The 16,708-nt window shown below is 39.0% G+C and carries 16 protein-coding genes; 8 read left to right on the top strand and 8 right to left on the bottom strand.

Annotation, left to right across the window (positions count from 1 at the left end):
* The first annotated feature begins 88 nt into the window (after positions 1 to 88).
* The gene (locus tag Q0791_RS02475; RefSeq protein WP_299002392.1) at positions 89 to 721 is read left to right on the top strand and encodes a hypothetical protein; all 633 of its coding nucleotides are present in this window, start codon (positions 89 to 91) and stop codon (positions 719 to 721) included.
* Positions 722 to 756: 35 nt separating this feature from the next.
* On the opposite strand, the gene yjjX is transcribed toward Q0791_RS02475, so the two are convergent.
* Positions 757 to 1,299, bottom strand: coding sequence for an inosine/xanthosine triphosphatase (gene yjjX / locus Q0791_RS02470; protein ID WP_299002390.1), 543 nt, complete (start codon positions 1,297 to 1,299; stop codon positions 757 to 759).
* A 650-nt stretch (positions 1,300 to 1,949) separates the two neighbouring features.
* Between yjjX and Q0791_RS02465 the strand changes: the two genes are divergently transcribed.
* The 7 genes from Q0791_RS02465 (at position 1,950) to alr (ending at position 9,149) form a co-directional block, all read left to right on the top strand.
* A complete protein-coding gene (locus tag Q0791_RS02465) occupies positions 1,950 to 3,236 on the top strand; it encodes an aromatic amino acid transport family protein (RefSeq protein ID WP_299002389.1) in 1,287 nt (428 codons plus the stop codon).
* Between the two features lie 296 nt (positions 3,237 to 3,532).
* Positions 3,533 to 3,922: a curli production assembly/transport protein CsgE gene (locus Q0791_RS02460; protein WP_299002432.1), complete on the top strand. Its 390-nt coding sequence runs from the start codon at positions 3,533 to 3,535 to the stop codon at positions 3,920 to 3,922.
* 11 nt (positions 3,923 to 3,933) lie between these two features.
* Positions 3,934 to 4,329 (top strand): curli assembly protein CsgF, encoded by a 396-nt coding sequence (locus tag Q0791_RS02455; protein ID WP_299002388.1) that lies wholly within the window; start codon positions 3,934 to 3,936, stop codon positions 4,327 to 4,329.
* A 6-nt stretch (positions 4,330 to 4,335) separates the two neighbouring features.
* On the top strand, positions 4,336 to 5,139 hold the full coding sequence (locus Q0791_RS02450; protein WP_299002387.1) for a CsgG/HfaB family protein: 804 nt from the start codon (positions 4,336 to 4,338) through the stop codon (positions 5,137 to 5,139).
* A 345-nt stretch (positions 5,140 to 5,484) separates the two neighbouring features.
* Complete coding sequence (locus Q0791_RS02445; RefSeq protein ID WP_299002386.1) at positions 5,485 to 6,153, top strand: response regulator transcription factor; 669 nt, start codon at positions 5,485 to 5,487, stop codon at positions 6,151 to 6,153.
* Between the two features lie 378 nt (positions 6,154 to 6,531).
* Positions 6,532 to 7,938 carry a replicative DNA helicase gene (dnaB, locus tag Q0791_RS02440; RefSeq protein ID WP_299002385.1) on the top strand — a complete coding sequence of 469 codons (1,407 nt, stop codon included), beginning with the start codon at positions 6,532 to 6,534 and terminating at the stop codon, positions 7,936 to 7,938.
* A gap of 134 nt (positions 7,939 to 8,072) precedes the next feature.
* Positions 8,073 to 9,149, top strand: coding sequence for an alanine racemase (gene alr / locus Q0791_RS02435; RefSeq protein ID WP_299002383.1), 1,077 nt, complete (start codon positions 8,073 to 8,075; stop codon positions 9,147 to 9,149).
* A 76-nt stretch (positions 9,150 to 9,225) separates the two neighbouring features.
* Here the strand turns inward: alr and Q0791_RS02430 are convergent, their stop codons facing one another.
* From Q0791_RS02430 to Q0791_RS02400, 7 genes are all read right to left on the bottom strand, one after another.
* Positions 9,226 to 10,149, bottom strand: coding sequence for a M14 family metallocarboxypeptidase (locus Q0791_RS02430; RefSeq protein ID WP_299002381.1), 924 nt, complete (start codon positions 10,147 to 10,149; stop codon positions 9,226 to 9,228).
* Complete coding sequence (gene bla, locus Q0791_RS02425) at positions 10,146 to 11,030, bottom strand: class A beta-lactamase (protein ID WP_299002379.1); 885 nt, start codon at positions 11,028 to 11,030, stop codon at positions 10,146 to 10,148. The genes Q0791_RS02430 and bla overlap by 4 nt, the downstream gene beginning before the upstream one ends.
* A 210-nt stretch (positions 11,031 to 11,240) precedes the next feature.
* Entirely contained in the window at positions 11,241 to 11,840 is a 600-nt protein-coding gene (locus Q0791_RS02420; protein ID WP_299002378.1) for a LysE family translocator, read from the bottom strand.
* Positions 11,841 to 12,114: 274 nt separating this feature from the next.
* Positions 12,115 to 12,324, bottom strand: a complete 210-nt coding sequence (locus Q0791_RS02415) for a hypothetical protein (protein ID WP_299002376.1) — start codon at positions 12,322 to 12,324, stop codon at positions 12,115 to 12,117.
* Between the two features lie 163 nt (positions 12,325 to 12,487).
* The gene (locus Q0791_RS02410; protein ID WP_299002374.1) at positions 12,488 to 13,513 is read right to left on the bottom strand and encodes a hypothetical protein; all 1,026 of its coding nucleotides are present in this window, start codon (positions 13,511 to 13,513) and stop codon (positions 12,488 to 12,490) included.
* A gap of 290 nt (positions 13,514 to 13,803) precedes the next feature.
* Entirely contained in the window at positions 13,804 to 14,529 is a 726-nt protein-coding gene (locus Q0791_RS02405) for an EboA domain-containing protein (protein ID WP_299002372.1), read from the bottom strand.
* A 146-nt stretch (positions 14,530 to 14,675) separates the two neighbouring features.
* Complete coding sequence (locus Q0791_RS02400) at positions 14,676 to 16,562, bottom strand: VTT domain-containing protein (protein ID WP_299002371.1); 1,887 nt, start codon at positions 16,560 to 16,562, stop codon at positions 14,676 to 14,678.
* Between the last annotated feature and the right edge of the window lie 146 nt (positions 16,563 to 16,708).

Below are 16,708 nucleotides of genomic sequence, written 5' to 3'. Positions count from 1 at the left end.
AGTTCATTCTAGGCCTTTAAATTATCAAGCTTTCGATTTTATGGCTAGACTAAATAAAGCTCCTTTAATATTCAGGCTGGAAGATGTCATGAAAAAAGTATTACTTACCGCTTTTGAAGCACATGCTCCTCGCTATACCTATTCAGCTCAGTCTGTTGCTGATACGTTACATGGCACACAAGAAGGAAAAATTCATATTTACTCTCGGTTAATAGAAGAAACATTGTTTAATTCAATTGAAGCTGTGTGTCTGGCGATGACGGATTATAAGCCTGACGTCATTATTATGATGGGGGAGAGTACTGGGCAAAGCTTGATAACCCTTGAGCGTATTGCACATAATTTCAACGAGGAAAAAGGTGATTCGATTCATGATACTACTAATGAGATGAATGCGAATAATGCGAAGAATACGTTGACGTCGATGTCAGGCCCCGTGGCTTATGCAAGTCAATTGCCCATTCAAAGAATGTTGAATGAGATGAGGGAGAAGGGAGTGCCTGTGAGTATTTCAGATTCCAATGGCGCAGTTTATGGCAATCATGTTTTTTATGGCGTATTACATTATCTTGCCATACATCAATTATCGATTCCTTCAGGTTGGATTAATTTGCCTATGCTGCCTCAAAAAGCGGCCTTACCTGAATATATCGGACAACCGAGTATGTCATTGCATACTTGTGTTGAAGGGGTAAAGTTTGCCATTAAAGCCAGCATGTGAGAGTGACATATTTATCGTTAGTACTTTTTACATATTTAATCTTTGTTAAATAACTTTGGATTCAGCAGTGGTGCCATTGCTAGAATGAGGCCCTGAGTGTATGTACTTTCACGGGTGGCCTTTTGTTGAGTGAGTAGCCCTATTGCTCCACCTTGTTGTTTGATATTTTTTGTATTAAATAATCTATCCATCACATGTCCTAACTCTTCACCTTGTTCTAATGCTTGATAAACCTGATAAGGGAGGGGTAAAGAAGCACTTCTACCAACTGATAAGGTGTCTTTTGTGGCAATGACTAAATAGGCAAATGTGGCTGGGCCTTGTTCAAATAAATCAACTCCTCCTTCCATGGCAAAGTAAAAATCAGCGTCATGATGAGATTGACAATATTTTACTCTATTGATGGCACCCAGCTTTGTTTCTGATGTGGTCATGGGCTGATCGGCAACCAAAGAGGGAGCATGTACCCCTTGGCAATGAATGTTGGCGTCGGGATAGAAAGTGGCAATAGTGCTTTTTGCTGCATTAATCTTGATAGGGTTTGTAGAACCGACGATGATATTCAGTGTGGTTTTCATTTTCTCACTTCATTTTGTAATTAGTTGAAATAATATAGCATTAAAACTGTTTAATTGTTTTAAGATGTTGTTGCGGGTATACAATGGTATTTGCTGCTTAAGCGAGTCTTTTTTATTTTAAATAAGGTGCTTTAAACCCTTTTTTTGTGTTTTTTTTGTTTTTTATCTGTTTTTATTTGTTTGTTTTGTTGTGTTTTTTGGTGTTAATGATTTCATTTTGTTACTACCAATCAATGAATAAGATTTGTTGGAATAAAGTACGACTCATTGCTTTTGTTGCAGAACCCATTGGTATACCCTCGATTCAGTATTCAGTGAATATACCCGTGATACTTGAAGATGCAGGATTCAGCTGGAATTAAAAGCCTTTTAGGCAAGGCTTTGAACAGCGTGCCTAGTCATTCTAAGCTGATGTTCAATAACGCAGTATAAAAGGCTTTTAAACCAGCCCTTTGGGAGTCTGTAAAAACACCTACTTCTGCGTTGTATCACCTTAAAAGGCAATAAGCATTCTTGCAGTAATACGCCTTGAATTAGGCACTTTTACAGGCTCTGAAAACATGCATCTTCAAGTATCACGGGTATATACAGATAACAATATCATTGCATGAATATGAGGTTTAGGGGTCATTTTTATAAGGTGTGGATGGATGCAAAGAGAACAAATTGAAGATCAAGATGTGCTGGTAAGTACACAAAATAATTTTAGCTCAGTGACTTGGACAGCAAAAGATACCACATGGATGTTGAGTTTATTTGGTACTGCTGTTGGTGCGGGGATTTTATTTTTACCGATAAATGCTGGAATGGGAGGCTTTTGGCCTTTACTATTGATGGCTGCATTAATAGGCCCTATGACATATTTAGCTCACCGTGGTTTATCCCGATTTGTTTGTTCATCGGCTAAAAAAAACAGTGACATCACAGAAGTGGTGAAAGAGCATTTTGGTGAAAGAGCCGGCAGTGCCATCACCTTACTTTATTTTTTAGCTATCTATCCTATTGTGTTGATTTACGCTGTCGGTATAACCAATACCGTTGATAGTTTTATGGTCCATCAACTGGGATTGAATTCGCCACCTCGCTGGTTGCTATCGGGAGGACTGATTATTGCTATGATGTCTGTGATGATGGCTGGGGAGCAATTTATGCTGAAGGTCACACAGCTGCTTGTTTATCCTTTAGTGGGAATATTGGCTTTTATGTCTCTTTATTTGATACCTGATTGGAAAATTGATGCCTTGTTGAACGTTCCTTCAGCGGGTGACTTTTTGAGTACCGTTTGGTTGACAATACCTGTATTGATCTTTGCCTTTAATCATTCACCTGCTATTTCACAGTTTTCAGTCTCTTTGAAGCGAGAACATGGGAAACATGCTGCATTCAAAGCTGATGTTATTTTACGTAATACCACCATAATGTTGGTGGGCTTTGTGATGTTATTTGTTTTTTCTTGTGTGTTGTCATTATCTCCCGAGCAACTCGTAGAAGCTAAAACACATAATTTGCCTATTTTGTCTTATTTAGCCAATATGCATCAAAGTGGTTTTGTGAGTTACTTTGGGCCCATTATTGCTTTTGTAGCCATTATCTCTTCTTTTTTTGGGCATTACATGGGGGCAAGGGAAGGGTTAAAAGGATTGATTATTAAACAATTTAAATTGGATACTTCAGAAGTTGCTACACCAAAAATTGATAAATTCATTATCGGTTTTATGTTTTTGACTTGTTGGGGAGTCGCAATTTTAAATCCAAGTATTTTAGGAATGATAGAGTCTTTAGGCGGTCCTGTGATTGCTGCGATTTTGTACCTTATGCCTATGTACGCCATTTATAAAGTGCCAGCGCTCAAGGCCTATAGAGGGCGCTTGAGCAATGTTTTTGTTATATTGGCGGGGTTATTGTCAATTACGGCCATTTTGCTCGGCTTGTTTTAATGGACTTCCCTCTCTCTACGGGATTACGGGTCATACTCAAAAATGAATAGCCAAGGCTATTCATTTTTTTGTGCTTTATTTTTGTCTTAAGTTTTCTCTTTGTATTAAATCCACTGGAAATGCTTTTCAAATGTGGGCTAACTAGTACAAAAGCATTAGTCTTAAAGGATTATTTTTTCATAAGAGTGTGTTATTTATCGATAATTTGAGGTTCACTGGAGGTAAGGAATGTTTCATTTCCCTAAATTTATCGTAAAATTTTAAAGGCAGTTTACAAGGATGTCGGAGGGGAAATGATGAGGGGGATCACCTTATGCTTAAGTTTTTTTCTAGCTTGGTCGGTATTGTCAGCAGACGATGATATTGAGATTAGTGGGTTAGTGATAGACAGAACCTTAACTCGATTTGGTAAAGATTTTAATTTTTATTATTCCAGTTATTGGCGCAGTTTACCTTTTACGCAAGGTTTTAATGTGACGCTTTATGAGACCGTTTTTCCTCAAGCGGGCACTGAATTAACGTTAGAGCTTAATGGCGAAAAAATTTATGTGACTCATTTCGGGCGCCGCGCTAATCCTATTAAGGAAAGAGCTGAGCAAGCTATTTTATTGACAATTGATCATATTGCTCGAGTCAGAGCAAGTTCAATTGCGGGTGAGTTGTCGACAGTCAATGATGGTTTTTAGGAATGAGAAAAATGAACAACAGGATGTTAATGCTAGCAGCGACTGCTGCATGGTTATTAAGCACAAGTTTGCAAGCAACAGAATTAGTTTATACCCCGCTAAATCCTAGTTTTGGCGGTAATCCGCTTATAGGATCTTATTTATTGAATAAAGCCAATGCACAAAATGATCATACAGAAGAAGCTAATGAAGATGATTTTGTCACTCGTTTTCAAGAATCATTAGAAAGAAACATGATCAGTGAAATTACTCGAGGTGTCACCAATGGCGAAATAGAAAATGGTACTTTTACATCGGGTGATTATTTAATTGATATTGTTTCTTTAGGGGGTGATACCGTTATCACTATCACAAACGTATTAGATCCGACTGAAGTGACGATTATTAGAATGTCGGATTTTGGGTAAATAATAATGAAAAAAATACTTCCCTTTATCGGTTTACTGTGTTTGTCAGGTTGTAGCCTTTTTCCAAAGCCAATGTTAAATGTGACGCCAGCAGAGTTGAATACTGTTAGTGATACAATGAAAGCCTTGCAGAGCAAACCTAAGCCTAAATACCCAATACCTGTTGCTGTGTATTCTTTTCGTGATCAAACGGGCCAGTATAAACCGCAACAAAATGTCAGTTCATTTTCAACCGCAGTAACTCAGGGAGCGACTTCAATGTTAGTGCAAACCCTGTTGGATTCAAAGTGGTTCTCACCGGTTGAACGCGAAGGGTTACAAAACTTATTAACAGAAAGAAAAATTATCAAAAAGCAAGTCGTCAAATCTAAACCTGCTGAAGTTCCTCATTTAACCGATGCACGTTTGTTGCTTGAGGGAGGGATTATTAGTTATGAAACGAATACCAGTACGGGAGGAGCTGGAGTCGAGTATTATGGGATTGGTGCATCAGAATTATATCGTGAAGATCAAATCACCATTTATTTAAGAGCCGTTGATGTTCATACGGGAAAAGTGATGATGTCAGTGTCCACGACAAAACGCGTATACTCTCAAGAAATGCGTGCAGGATTATTTCGATATACCAGTTTAAATCGATTAGCTGAAGCCGAAATCGGTTATACAACCAATGAACCTGTACAATTTTGTGTATTGCAAGCCATTGAGCTTGCGGTGGTTGAATTGATTGAAAAAGGGACTGAATTGGGCTATTGGAGTCCATTAAATGTGACGGCTAAGGACGCGAGTCAAAAACTCACTGCTTCTTAAGTCTGATTATACATAATGTTAACTTTTCGGTGAAAAAACTGTGTCTAATCTCAGTTTTTTCACATTTATCGTTATCTCGCCTATTTATTTTATTCTGCTTATTCCTTATTATTTATAAAAAAAGATTAAAAATAATCACATTTTTGGTTTTTATCTGATGCATTTTCATTTTTTCCTCTCTTTGACAGTTATTGAAGACTTTACTAGTAATTTAATGCTAAATGTTATATTAATGTTGTGTCTTGGTTGTTTGAGGCGAGCTAATCCTATTGTTAGGCTAGAGCAAATACTGATCAATCAGGAGGTGAGTTTGATCAGCGATAAACTTTCAGGGAGAACAATCCTATGGGTAAAATCGATGAGTTAGTGTTTATTCATCAATTGGCTGCGCCATGTCATTTGGCTATATTGGCCGAATCAATTGGTTTTAAAACACGGGTCGTCAAACAAGTTTCAGAATTATCTGCTGATAATGCTAGTCAAGGCTTCTGCCTTATTTCACAAAAAGGCGCTGCGATGGACAGTAAAGGCATTCCTCTGCTGGCTTCGCAATTAGTTTCTCAATATCCAGTTGCTTTGTATCAAGTTGAGAGGGGAACGATAGAAGCTGAATCTGCATTGTTATTGGGAATAAAAGGCATCTTGTATGCTGATCAGGGAATGGATTTATTATTAAGTGCACTGAGAAAAATGCTTGAAGGTGAGCTTTGGTTTGATAGAGTGTTATTGAGTCAAACTTTCAGTCAACTCATACGGCGACTTGATGGCGGACAAAATGCATTACAAGATACGGTTGTGATGCTTCAAATGTTAACAAGCAGAGAGAGAACGATCATTCATTTAGTGTCAAGTGGGGCGAGAAATAAAGAAATAGCGCATCGACTATGTATTAGTGAGCATACCGTTAAAGCTCATATTTCTTCTATTTTTAGAAAAACTCAATCTCGCAATCGTGTGGAATTATTGCGCTGGGCTCAATCTCATCAAAGTCAATTTGAACTGAATGTAAGCTAGCCTTCTGTGATCAATTGATGAACATAATTTTGTGTCGTACTTGAGGCTGAATTCTCAACCTCAAGGCGTCAGCTTTTGTTTATATTGTTAATCACTTATTTTATTCTTCTTTATCTTCCTTTAATGCTTTTTTCGATAAATTTTCTTGAACTTAAAAACCGCTATATTAACTTAAGCCTTGGGCGCCGAGCCAACAGGCTGTACAATAGCAGCTGCTTAATGCGCTACAGAGGCAATATTGCTGAGTTGGAGCCTGTATTTTTCATTCCAATATCGATTGTTCCCATGGTATTTAGTCATGAAATATTGCCTATAATTTATCGTTTTTAAGCGCTTATTACATCATGTTTTGCATGTTTGCTGTATTTTGGAGAATCAATGTCACAACAAGGTGCCTTTAAGGCAAAAGCCCCTATTCGCGATCTACAAATGGACGCATTAAAGATGCCACCCCATTCGATTGAAGCTGAACAATCGGTATTAGGTGGGCTTATGCTTGATGCTGATGCATGGGATAAAGTGGCTGAAGCGATAGTCAAAGAGGATTTTTACTCTCGTGCTCATGGAATGATTTTTGGCGCAATGGAAGCCTTAGTGAGTGCGGGTCAGCCTATTGATTTAATTACAGTTGCAGAGCAGTTGGAATTAGAAGACTTGTTAGAGGATGTCGGTGGTTTTGCCTATATAGGTGAAATTGCTAAGAATACTCCTAGTGCAGGTAATATTCACTCTTATGCTGATATTGTCAGGGAAAGAGCCGTTGTTAGAGATATGATTAAAGTGGCAAATGAGATAGCGGATGCTGGATTTAATCCAGAAGGCCGTAATTCTGGAGAGCTGCTTGATTTAGCTGAAACCAAGGTTTTTAAAATTGCTGAGCAAAGAGCTAATGCCAATGAAGGTCCTGAAGGCATTAAAACTATTTTAGAGAAAACTGTCGACAAAATAGAAGAGTTATACAATAACCCTACTAGTGGGGTGACAGGGGTATCGAGTGGCTTTGGTGATCTTGATGGTATGACTGCAGGTTTTCAATCTGGGGATCTTGTGATTGTTGCGGCGCGTCCTTCGATGGGAAAGACCACTTTTGCAATGAACTTATGTGAGCAAGCAGCACTGCATGAAGATAAACCTGTACTGATTTTTAGTTTAGAGATGCCTTCGGAGCAAATTATGATGCGTATGTTGGCATCGCTTGGCCGAGTGGATCAAACCAAAATTCGTACAGGCCAACTCGACGATGATGATTGGGCTCGTGTATCATCCACTATGGGGATCATGCTTGATCAAGGCAAAATGTATATTGATGATAGTTCAGGTTTAACGCCGACAGAAGTCAGAAGTCGTGCGCGGCGTGTTGCGCGTGAGTATGGAGGCTTGTCGATGATCATGATTGATTATTTGCAATTGATGCAAGTTCCCGCATTGAAAGATAATCGTACCTTAGAGATTTCAGAAATTTCTCGTTCATTGAAAGCATTAGCCAAAGAATTGGAAATTCCAGTGATTGCATTGTCTCAGCTTAACCGCTCATTGGAGCAACGTGCTGATAAGCGCCCCGTCAACTCTGACTTACGTGAATCAGGCGCGATTGAGCAAGATGCAGACTTAATTATGTTTATCTATCGAGACGAAGTGTATAATGATGATTCTGAAGATAAAGGTACAGCAGAAATTATTATTGGTAAACAACGTAATGGCCCCATTGGGCGAGTGCGTTTGACGTTTCAAGGGCAATTTTCAAGATTTGATAATTATGCGGGGCCACAATTTGAAGAAGATTAGTTTCGTTCTTCATTCAATATTCATGCATCTTCCTTGGGTTAAAGTATGTCATCGATACGAAGAGACTCGAATGTATCACGGGTATAGATGCATAGTGCTAACTTATAATTAAAAGATAAAAATTAGGTGATCGTTTGAAACCTTTTCCACGCGCTGAAATTAGTCGTTCTGCTTTACAACATAACATGAAAAGGTTGTGTGAAATAGCACCTAACAGTCAGGTTATGGCTGTGGTTAAAGCCAATGGATATGGGCATGGATTACTGAATGTTGCAAATTGTCTAGACACAGCAGATGGTTTTGGTTTAGCGCGTCTTGAAGAAGCGCTAGTCCTTCGTTCTGGCGGTGTTAAAGCGAAATTATTACTGCTTGAAGGTGTATTTCGAACAGAAGATCTTTATAAGCTCATTGAGCATGATATTGAAACGGTTGTTCATCACAGTTCTCAACTGGATATGCTAGAACAAGTGATGCTTCCTTCGCCTGTACAGGTTTGGTTAAAAATTGATTCAGGCATGCATAGATTAGGTTTTATGCCAGAAGAGTTTGGCTTAATATATGAGCGTTTAATGCAATGTGAAAATGTAGCAAAACCTGTTCATTTAATGACACACTTTGCCTGTGCTGATGAGCCTGATAATCCGATGACATCGGCTCAGTTTGAAATGTTTTCTGGACTCACTCGTGATTTACCCGGACATCGTAGCTTGGCGAACTCTGCGGGGACGCTTTATTGGAAAGAAACCCAAGCCGATTGGGTTCGAGCGGGGATAGCTTTGTATGGTGTGTCACCAGTGACAGGTGATTTAGGCCGTAATCATGGTTTGCTTCCTGCAATGGATTTGGTTTCTAGATTGATTGCTGTGCGCACGCATAAAGCAGGTGAGCCGGTGGGGTATGGCAGTCATTGGCAGGCTAAGAAAGATACTCGATTAGGGATCGTGGCCATTGGCTATGGTGATGGTTATCCTAGAAATGCTCCAGAGGGAACGCCAGTTTGGATTAATGGACGATTAGTGCCCATTGTCGGGCGGGTATCAATGGATATGCTCAGTGTTGATTTAGGCATTGATGCTAGGGATCAAGTTGGCGATGAAGCGGTATTATGGGGGGCTGAGCTACCTGTTGAGGTGGTGGCTGAACATATTGGCACTATTGCTTATGAATTAGTGACTAAATTGACGCCAAGAGTGGCGGTATGCCTAGATTAAAGAGGCTATGCTTTTTATACCCGTGATACCATCAAGTCTTCATTTTGTCATATCTTGATGGTATTTGTTTCTTTAATCACTTTACCTCATGTTCGATAAGATAATCTATGCCGGCGGTAATGGCCGCGACTTGTGCTTTAACACATAGGGCATCGGTGACGTTTGGGCTGTCGGGATAAACCTCTGTGGTGGAGGTGTATTTAGCGTTTGTTACGCCACTGCACAGTCCTAATGCTTGAGTGGGGTAATTGATGACACCCCATTGTGACAGTGGTTCACCAATTAGTTTGTTTTCATTATCTGCAGGTGCAATATGAGTGACCTGTTGCACCCTATCAATGATTGCTTTTTGAAAAGCATCTTGAGGGTTATTACTGTCGCCGACTAAGTAAAAACCATCAGGGATATTCCATGTTTTTTGGGGTTTGCCATCCCTTGCCGCAAGCGCAGGCCTAAATACTGTGTTGTCTGTGTTTGTTGTTTCATGTAAATCAATGTGCATCAGAATGGGTTGTTCAATACCAGCTAAGTATTGCATGAATAAACGGGACTCTTCGGCTTCATGGTTAATGCCCTGTTTGTTGTCGACGGGATAGAATGAACGGTTAGGGTCAACGGCAAAAGGATTCCATCGATTAATGGTTTCGTACCCCCATGGACTAATACAAGGGGCGACAATGATATTAAACTCTTGACTATAATCGAGGGTTTTTTGCTTGAGAAAACTAAGGGCGCCATGTACTCCACTGGTTTCGTAGCCGTGAACACCACCGGTTATGAGTAATATTGGCTTGTCTTTATGCCAATGGGGACTGGTTACCACATAAAGTGGATACCGGTTTGCATCATAGGATAGTGCACCATATTGTTTGATGGTGAATTGCTTGTCCAGTGCATGAATTTGATTGATGACCTGCTCACGGTATGCACGTTTTATTGTTTGTGTTGCTAACCAAGCGCTTTTTTCTTTTGCTCCCCATTGAGACGATAAAGTGTTCATTTACTGTTTTCCTCATTGATATTGATAATATCGAGTAAGCTGCGGGTCACTTCTCGTATTATCTTGTTGTTGTTTTTAGCATCAATGTCTTGTTGTACATAATATACACTGAGTATGAAAGGGTTATATTTAGGTGGCCAGAGTACTGCAATGTCATTCGTGGCGCCAAAACGACCGCTACCGGTTTTGTCACCAATGATCCAAGTGCTTGGTACCATGGCACGAATTTTTGTGTCGCCTGTTGTATTATTAATGAGCCAGTTTTTGAGTTTATCTCTTTGTGGTTTTTGCAATATATCACCTAAGACTAATTTTTGCAGGCTTAAGGACATAGCATTGGGCGTTGTTGTGTCTTGCGTTTCTCCTGGGTAGACAAGATTAAGTTGTGGCTCCCAGCGAGTGAGATTAAATTGTGTGTCTCCTATATGACGTGCAAATGCGGTCACCTCATCAGGGCCGCCCAGTTGTTGCATCAATAAATTTACTGCAGCGTTATCACTAAATTGAAGCGCTGCGGCGCATAAAGCCTCAATGGTCATCCCTGTTTTTAAATGTTTCGAGGTGATAGGCGCATAGCCAGAATCTTTCACTTCTTGTTCTGTATAGGCAATCTTTTTTGCTAATAATTGAGGCTGAGACTCACTTTCTTTTAACATGGCCGCGACTGCCATGACTTTGAAGGTACTGGCTAATGGAAAACGTTCAGAGGCACGGTAATGAATAGCACTATTATTCTGAGTATTCATTAAAGACAGACCAATGCGGCCGCCATATTGGTTTTCAAGGGCGAGTAGTTTTTGCATTACTTGTACGTCGATTGAATGCTGCGTGAGTGTCGTGTTGGTGTGTGGTGCCTTTATAGCGGGGTTGGCATATGACATTAGTGGCGTCACTGATAGCAAATATACACTAAATAGGCAGAGAGTGATGGTTTTTTGTAATTCCATATAGGGCCAAAGAGAGAGTGTTATATGAGGCATTAGAGCATATTTTAAATTCAATATGCATTATTTAATAAAGGTGATATGAAGATAGAATATGTCAATAAAATGAATTGAGTCGCATTTCTTTTTACCTTCACTTCAGGTTTATTAGGTTATGAAGGTCCAAATAACGGTAAGTATCATGAGAATAGCAAAAGTGACTCTTAATATTCTTGCTTGTATAGGGTGACTAAAAAGAGGACGTAACAGCCCGCCAAAGCATAACCATAATGTATCGACAATCGCTGCGACTATTAAGCAGACGATGCCCGTGGCGATATAGGAATGAGCCTCATTGGAGAAGGGGAGAATGAACTGGGAGAAAATAGCCAAAAATGCAACATAAGCTTTTGGATTGAGCAGGTTTAAAATAAACCCGTCACTTAATAAAGGTGTCGACTCCTTTGTCGTGTTAAGTGGTGAGGTGATTGGTGCAGTGGCAATTTTAAAGGCAACATAAGTAAGGTAGAAGGCGCTAAGTAATTGCATGCTCCATTGTAGTTCAGGCCAGTAAGAAAAAAGTGTGGTGAGTCCCAAAGTGGCTCCAACAATGGCAAAGGATAAACCCAGTAGAATACCGATTAAAAAGGGCGTGCCTTTCTTAATGCCATGTGTCGCGCCAGTTGCGGCTAACGCAAGTGGTGCAGGACCTGGAGAGCCGAGTAATAAGGCTGTTGTGGTGATTAGAGTGATGATTGCTTCAATCAAAATCTGACTCCTTGATGCGATTGATTTAATTTTTATCGTAAAAATATAGCGTTACAATTATGTTAACATTATTTTGAGGAGAGGGATATGCTCCAATAGAAGATGACTTTTTAATGGTCAGCTTGAACATTGAGGCTAGTCATTTTAAGCCGGTTAAGCCGATGCTTAATAACACAGTATAAAAGCACCGACTTCTACCTTGCGTTATCTCATTTGATGTTAAGCGTTTCGTTCCCTTTATCTTTAAAAAGAGCACGCCTTGAATGAGGCATTTTTACGCATTTCGAAAACAGGCATCTTGAAGTATCAGGGGGATATATTGATTGAAGTTGGTCATTGCGCCTTCTGATGAATGAGGTGCGTTATTGGGAAAGGGGCTGGGGGTATTTGAGGTGGTTTGTGTAGAATGTTGAGGGGAGAAAATCAGTGATAAAACACAAACAATAATGATGGCAAGCGCTAAATAAACAATAATTTTATTCATAATTTATCCCTTTACATGGCTTTTTTAAGTCAGGTTTATGTTGCATTTTATCTATGTTTTAGAACAATTAATGTGCGACTTTATGATGAGAATCAAAACAGCAAGTAAGGACTTTTTGAATGAAAGCGTCCACAACAATAGAGATCCTTATTAATAATTAGCATCAATTAGTTTCGGATTTAATTTTGTCCCAGCCAGAACCTGCTGGCAGTATTTTTAATTGATTTTCATCTGTTTTTAACAAACTTGAATAATTAAAAAGCTGGCAAGGCTTAGGCGTGACTGGACACATCCTAGATACACGTTCCCAGGTGTGTTCTGGATCGGGTTTCTCGGTTCTAAAACTGGTGTAGTTCTGACTGACTATGGGAGCGTTCGCAGTATTAAAGTCGCCCGAGAAAAAGTAGGAGTGAGGGTGCTGGTATCCTGGCATGTTAAATGCGTCGGGTGAGACCGCTTTGTTAAAGGCGAATCCAAAAAGTACTTGTCCATGCATGGTTAACTGTTGTCTTGAATACACCAAAACTGAATGATTAAGTTGCTTGCTGCGTAAAAAATCATAGTTTAAATGTTTGACAAAATCGGGACGCATTGCGTGATGATTGGAGGAGAATAAACAACAAGCAGGCATGTATTTAGGTCTATTATGTTGATAGGTTAGAAAGTAGGTTTTGTTACCTAAGGAAATAAAGCTGCATGTGTAATTATTATCTGCAATGGGAAAAATAGGTAAGCAGTATTTATCATAATGCACCATCATGGCGCCAATTCCGTCCCCATGTAGTGGCAAGTAGTTAGCGTCATAGAAAGTGGTTCCATAGGAAACACTGTAATCTTCAGGATCCAATGTTGAAGGTGGGTTTGTGTAAGGTGGAGGATTATCTTTGTAACCTTTTTTCACTCTAAACATAACCCAGTCACTGATCCATTCTAATGGAAGAACAGGGTTGCTAGGCGCATTTCTAGAACGAGGAGCGAGGCAGTATGCATTATCTTTATTACAGCCGAGATTATTATGTACACCGTAAGTTTCGTAATGATTAGCAGGTTTATTGATGTTTATCTCTTTTTTAGGGTTTAATGCGTTTGCAAGGAGCGGAGGACTAAAAAATAGTAGGTAAGATAATAGCAATAAACTCGATTTTAATATTAAGTTGAGAAGATAAGTGATGCGGTAAAATGGGGGCATGCTCGCTTCCTTCTTTCCTACGGGATCATGGTGGGCTGCAAATGGTTTAAACAATCTTTTATTCTTGTTGTTTATTTTAGCTTCTGGAGTGATATTTCGCTGAATAATATAGCGCGAAATATTATTAATCCAATATTATTCGTTTTTGGTAACAGGTTCAGGGATCTAGGTTGGGGACCTCAATCGGCTCAGATTATCCTTAATCTCATTCAATTTTCTGAACGAATTTGGCATATATAATATTGATATGCGTTAGCCTGATTGTGGTGTTGTTTTATTAGAAAAACATTTTAGGCTGGGATCCCTTCTAAACAAAAACGATTGATTAAGGTCTTATCATTGATATTTAGATGTTGAGGGTTAATGACGGATAAGATTGCTTGGGGTGGTTGACGTTTACTTGATAGACGGTCGCGCAATAAGTCTGCGGCTAAGATTGATAATGCTGGATTTTGTCTTTTTTTGAGATCTATGATTTCAGAGGCATCTAAATCAAGAAATAAAGCTTTTAAGACGAGTTGATTAAATTCTTCAGTACTAAAGTAAGCGGCTGGCCAAGGATGTTTGAGTGCAATAGCAGAAAATAGCGGTGGGTAGTTAGTATGGCTTAATTGAATAAATTGTTGGACTAATTTCCCTTCAGTATCGGCGAGATGTAAGCCTTTTACAATGGATATGGCTTCTAAATCATCTGCAAAGTGAAAGCATAATTCACATAATTCTTTTCTTTGAAGTTCATGGCAGCAAGATAATGTATGAGTAAAAAGTAAAAAGCGTGCCAAATGATCGCATTCCCAAGTGGTTGTCTTATATTGTATGGGGGCTTTATCGAGGTAATGGGATATTTGACTACTGGCTTTGCTCCATAACTTAGCTAGTTGTATTGCTGTATTATTTGGAAGCGTGGCTTGTATTTGACCTATGACGTCATAAAACCAATGAGTTTGCTCGATATTCAATGTTTCTGTGAGTTGTTGTGTTAATTGTTTAATTGCTTTTTTATTTGATGAAACCATCGTAGCTCCTTGCATTCTTGTGTCTTTAACTATGATTATTCGACTTCATTTTCAAATAATAGGGTTCATTTATCATGGGACTTTGCGCTGTATCTCGTCTCATTATTTTTAGAAGAGGGCAGAATGCTCTCTTCTCACTATTACCTTTAAGAGATGAACACCTTTCTTAGAGGTAGTTGTGTTATTTGATCTTCATTGTTAGATAAAGCGTTAAGTACTTTTTCTATTACATTCAGTTTAATACCGTGAACTGTTTTACTGTATCCGATTGTGGTTAATAAAGGAATGGATAAGTCTGATAAAGGCTCAACGGCTAATGTTTCGATAATACTTTTATTTTTTTGTTTATTCTTTAGCTTTGAATACCATGACGTTATCCCTAATTTATTGAATAAATTTACGATCCTTAAAGTATATTCTTCACTGAGCAAGCCAATATAACTGGAATAATAGGCGTCTAATAGGATCCCCGTTGCGATAACTTCAGCATGATCTAACGGGAGTGTTAGCCAATTTGAGATGGCTTGATGACTCCATTGTCCATATTCTAGTTGGCTGGTTTCCTCTTGATGATAAAAACGTGATGAACTCTTGATATGTTGAAGGATGAGTTGCGTGCATCGTGAAATGGCATATTGGGTTTCATTGGGCTGGGCGATAAGCAGTGTGTTGAGATTTCTTTCAATCCAATTAAAAAACTGAGCATCTTTGAGCAGTGCGACTTTGATGATTAATACCAGTCCTCGCAAGTGCTCTTTTTCTTGAATGGGGGTTAATAAATTAAAATCATTAAAAATTGCTAATGGTGGTATGGCGTTTTCAGACACTTTGTGCGAAACCGCTTGAATGAAGGTATTGTCATTAATGATACTGGTATAAGCTTGTGCCGATAACGTCGACGGTATAGGCACTATGGGAGGCTTAAGGTGCTCCCTATCTAGTGTTAGATTGAGTGCACTAAAGATGTTTTCAGTGCCAATGGCAAAGAATAAAGTGGTTTTATTGATTTCTTTTGCTTTAAAAAAGGGAGCGAGCTCTTTGATTATTTCTGTTGGGGACGCCTCAGTGATGATGGGGTAACAAAGAAGATTTAAGTGTGAATGGAAATTGAAAAAATCTTGGATTTTTTCAATTAAATGAGGATGTTTTTTAAGGACACTTGTTTCAATCACGCAGCAAAAAGGAGAATGATTATCTTGAGTATTTAAAAAGGCTAGCAATGGTGAATGATTATTGGAGTGGGTTGACCATAAATACTCCATAAAGAAAATAGGATAACTGGCTTTAGGTGCGCGTGAACTTTGTATTGAAGAGGTTTTCTTTGCAGTATGGGGGGCTCTGTTCATCTGATTGACGGCCCCTCTTTTTCTTTGATATTGCAATACACTTTTTATTACGTAGAAACTGCTTTGTATAGCAATGGCGCAGCCTGGTAAAATGGCACCAGCAATGATTAAGAATAAAATTGAATGACTACTTGAGGCTAATACACCTAATTGATAGTAGGCTATGGCTAATCCTATATTACTTAAGCTCATGATCCATATAAATTGTTTAAAAGGCAGTTTTATGATCCCTGCGGTGATGACAGAGAGTTCTGCTAGGACAGGAATAGCACGAAATAAAATAAGCAAAATGATTGAAGCATGATGAGTACCTCTTTGTGTTTTATCTGTCGCTTGATAATTGGGACTGGGCTGAAAGGTTATTTTTTTAAGTGAGCCGCCAAGCCAATAGCCAAAAAAGGCGCTGATGGTGAGCCCCAAGCATATCATTGTGGGGGCTAAAAATTGATTAAAGTGACTTGTTGCAATAACGGATGCTAAGCTGTCGGGAACGGGTAAAATGACATTGAGACTTAATATCGCGGTTAAAAAGATCATTGATAGATAAGGTTGCTGGTTTTCTTGTTGTAGCTTTTGAAAAATACTTGTAATGATTTCGGTGGTATTTTTTTCAAGGAAGAGAAAAGAGAGAATGACCATTAAAGTTAGGCTGGTTAAGAGTATGCAAAGGTGAGCCGAACGAAACATGTTTATCTCCTATGTAAATTGGCCCTAAAAGTGACTGCCCTAAATCAAATAAATGGCGAGCATTGATACTCAAGATCGCAATAGGTAGTTTGGTGTAACCTCAGTGCGACTCAATATGCCTTAGTCTGTGCTATTGATTCGCTAAT

Origin of the sequence: uncultured Shewanella sp. (assembly GCF_947495455.1) — a bacterium.
Classification (GTDB): Bacteria; Pseudomonadota; Gammaproteobacteria; order Enterobacterales; family Shewanellaceae; genus Shewanella.
The sequence above is the reverse complement of the archived record's forward strand: the minus strand, read 5'-3'. Positions and strand labels throughout refer to the sequence as shown.

Excerpts from the sequence above, each read along its gene's own strand:
- Q0791_RS02475 (WP_299002392.1), top strand. The coding sequence starts at position 89 with ATGAAAAAAGTATTACTTACCGCTTTTGAAGCACATGCTCCTCGCTAT.
- yjjX (WP_299002390.1), bottom strand. The coding sequence starts at position 1,299 with ATGAAAACCACACTGAATATCATCGTCGGTTCTACAAACCCTATCAAG.
- Q0791_RS02465 (WP_299002389.1), top strand. The coding sequence starts at position 1,950 with ATGCAAAGAGAACAAATTGAAGATCAAGATGTGCTGGTAAGTACACAA.
- Q0791_RS02460 (WP_299002432.1), top strand. The coding sequence starts at position 3,533 with ATGAGGGGGATCACCTTATGCTTAAGTTTTTTTCTAGCTTGGTCGGTA.
- Q0791_RS02455 (WP_299002388.1), top strand. The coding sequence starts at position 3,934 with ATGAACAACAGGATGTTAATGCTAGCAGCGACTGCTGCATGGTTATTA.
- Q0791_RS02450 (WP_299002387.1), top strand. The coding sequence starts at position 4,336 with ATGAAAAAAATACTTCCCTTTATCGGTTTACTGTGTTTGTCAGGTTGT.
- Q0791_RS02445 (WP_299002386.1), top strand. The coding sequence starts at position 5,485 with ATGGGTAAAATCGATGAGTTAGTGTTTATTCATCAATTGGCTGCGCCA.
- dnaB (WP_299002385.1), top strand. The coding sequence starts at position 6,532 with ATGTCACAACAAGGTGCCTTTAAGGCAAAAGCCCCTATTCGCGATCTA.
- Q0791_RS02430 (WP_299002381.1), bottom strand. The coding sequence starts at position 10,149 with ATGAACACTTTATCGTCTCAATGGGGAGCAAAAGAAAAAAGCGCTTGG.
- bla (WP_299002379.1), bottom strand. The coding sequence starts at position 11,030 with ATGTCATATGCCAACCCCGCTATAAAGGCACCACACACCAACACGACA.
- Q0791_RS02415 (WP_299002376.1), bottom strand. The coding sequence starts at position 12,324 with ATGAATAAAATTATTGTTTATTTAGCGCTTGCCATCATTATTGTTTGT.
- Q0791_RS02410 (WP_299002374.1), bottom strand. The coding sequence starts at position 13,513 with ATGCCCCCATTTTACCGCATCACTTATCTTCTCAACTTAATATTAAAA.
- Q0791_RS02405 (WP_299002372.1), bottom strand. The coding sequence starts at position 14,529 with ATGGTTTCATCAAATAAAAAAGCAATTAAACAATTAACACAACAACTC.
- Q0791_RS02400 (WP_299002371.1), bottom strand. The coding sequence starts at position 16,562 with ATGTTTCGTTCGGCTCACCTTTGCATACTCTTAACCAGCCTAACTTTA.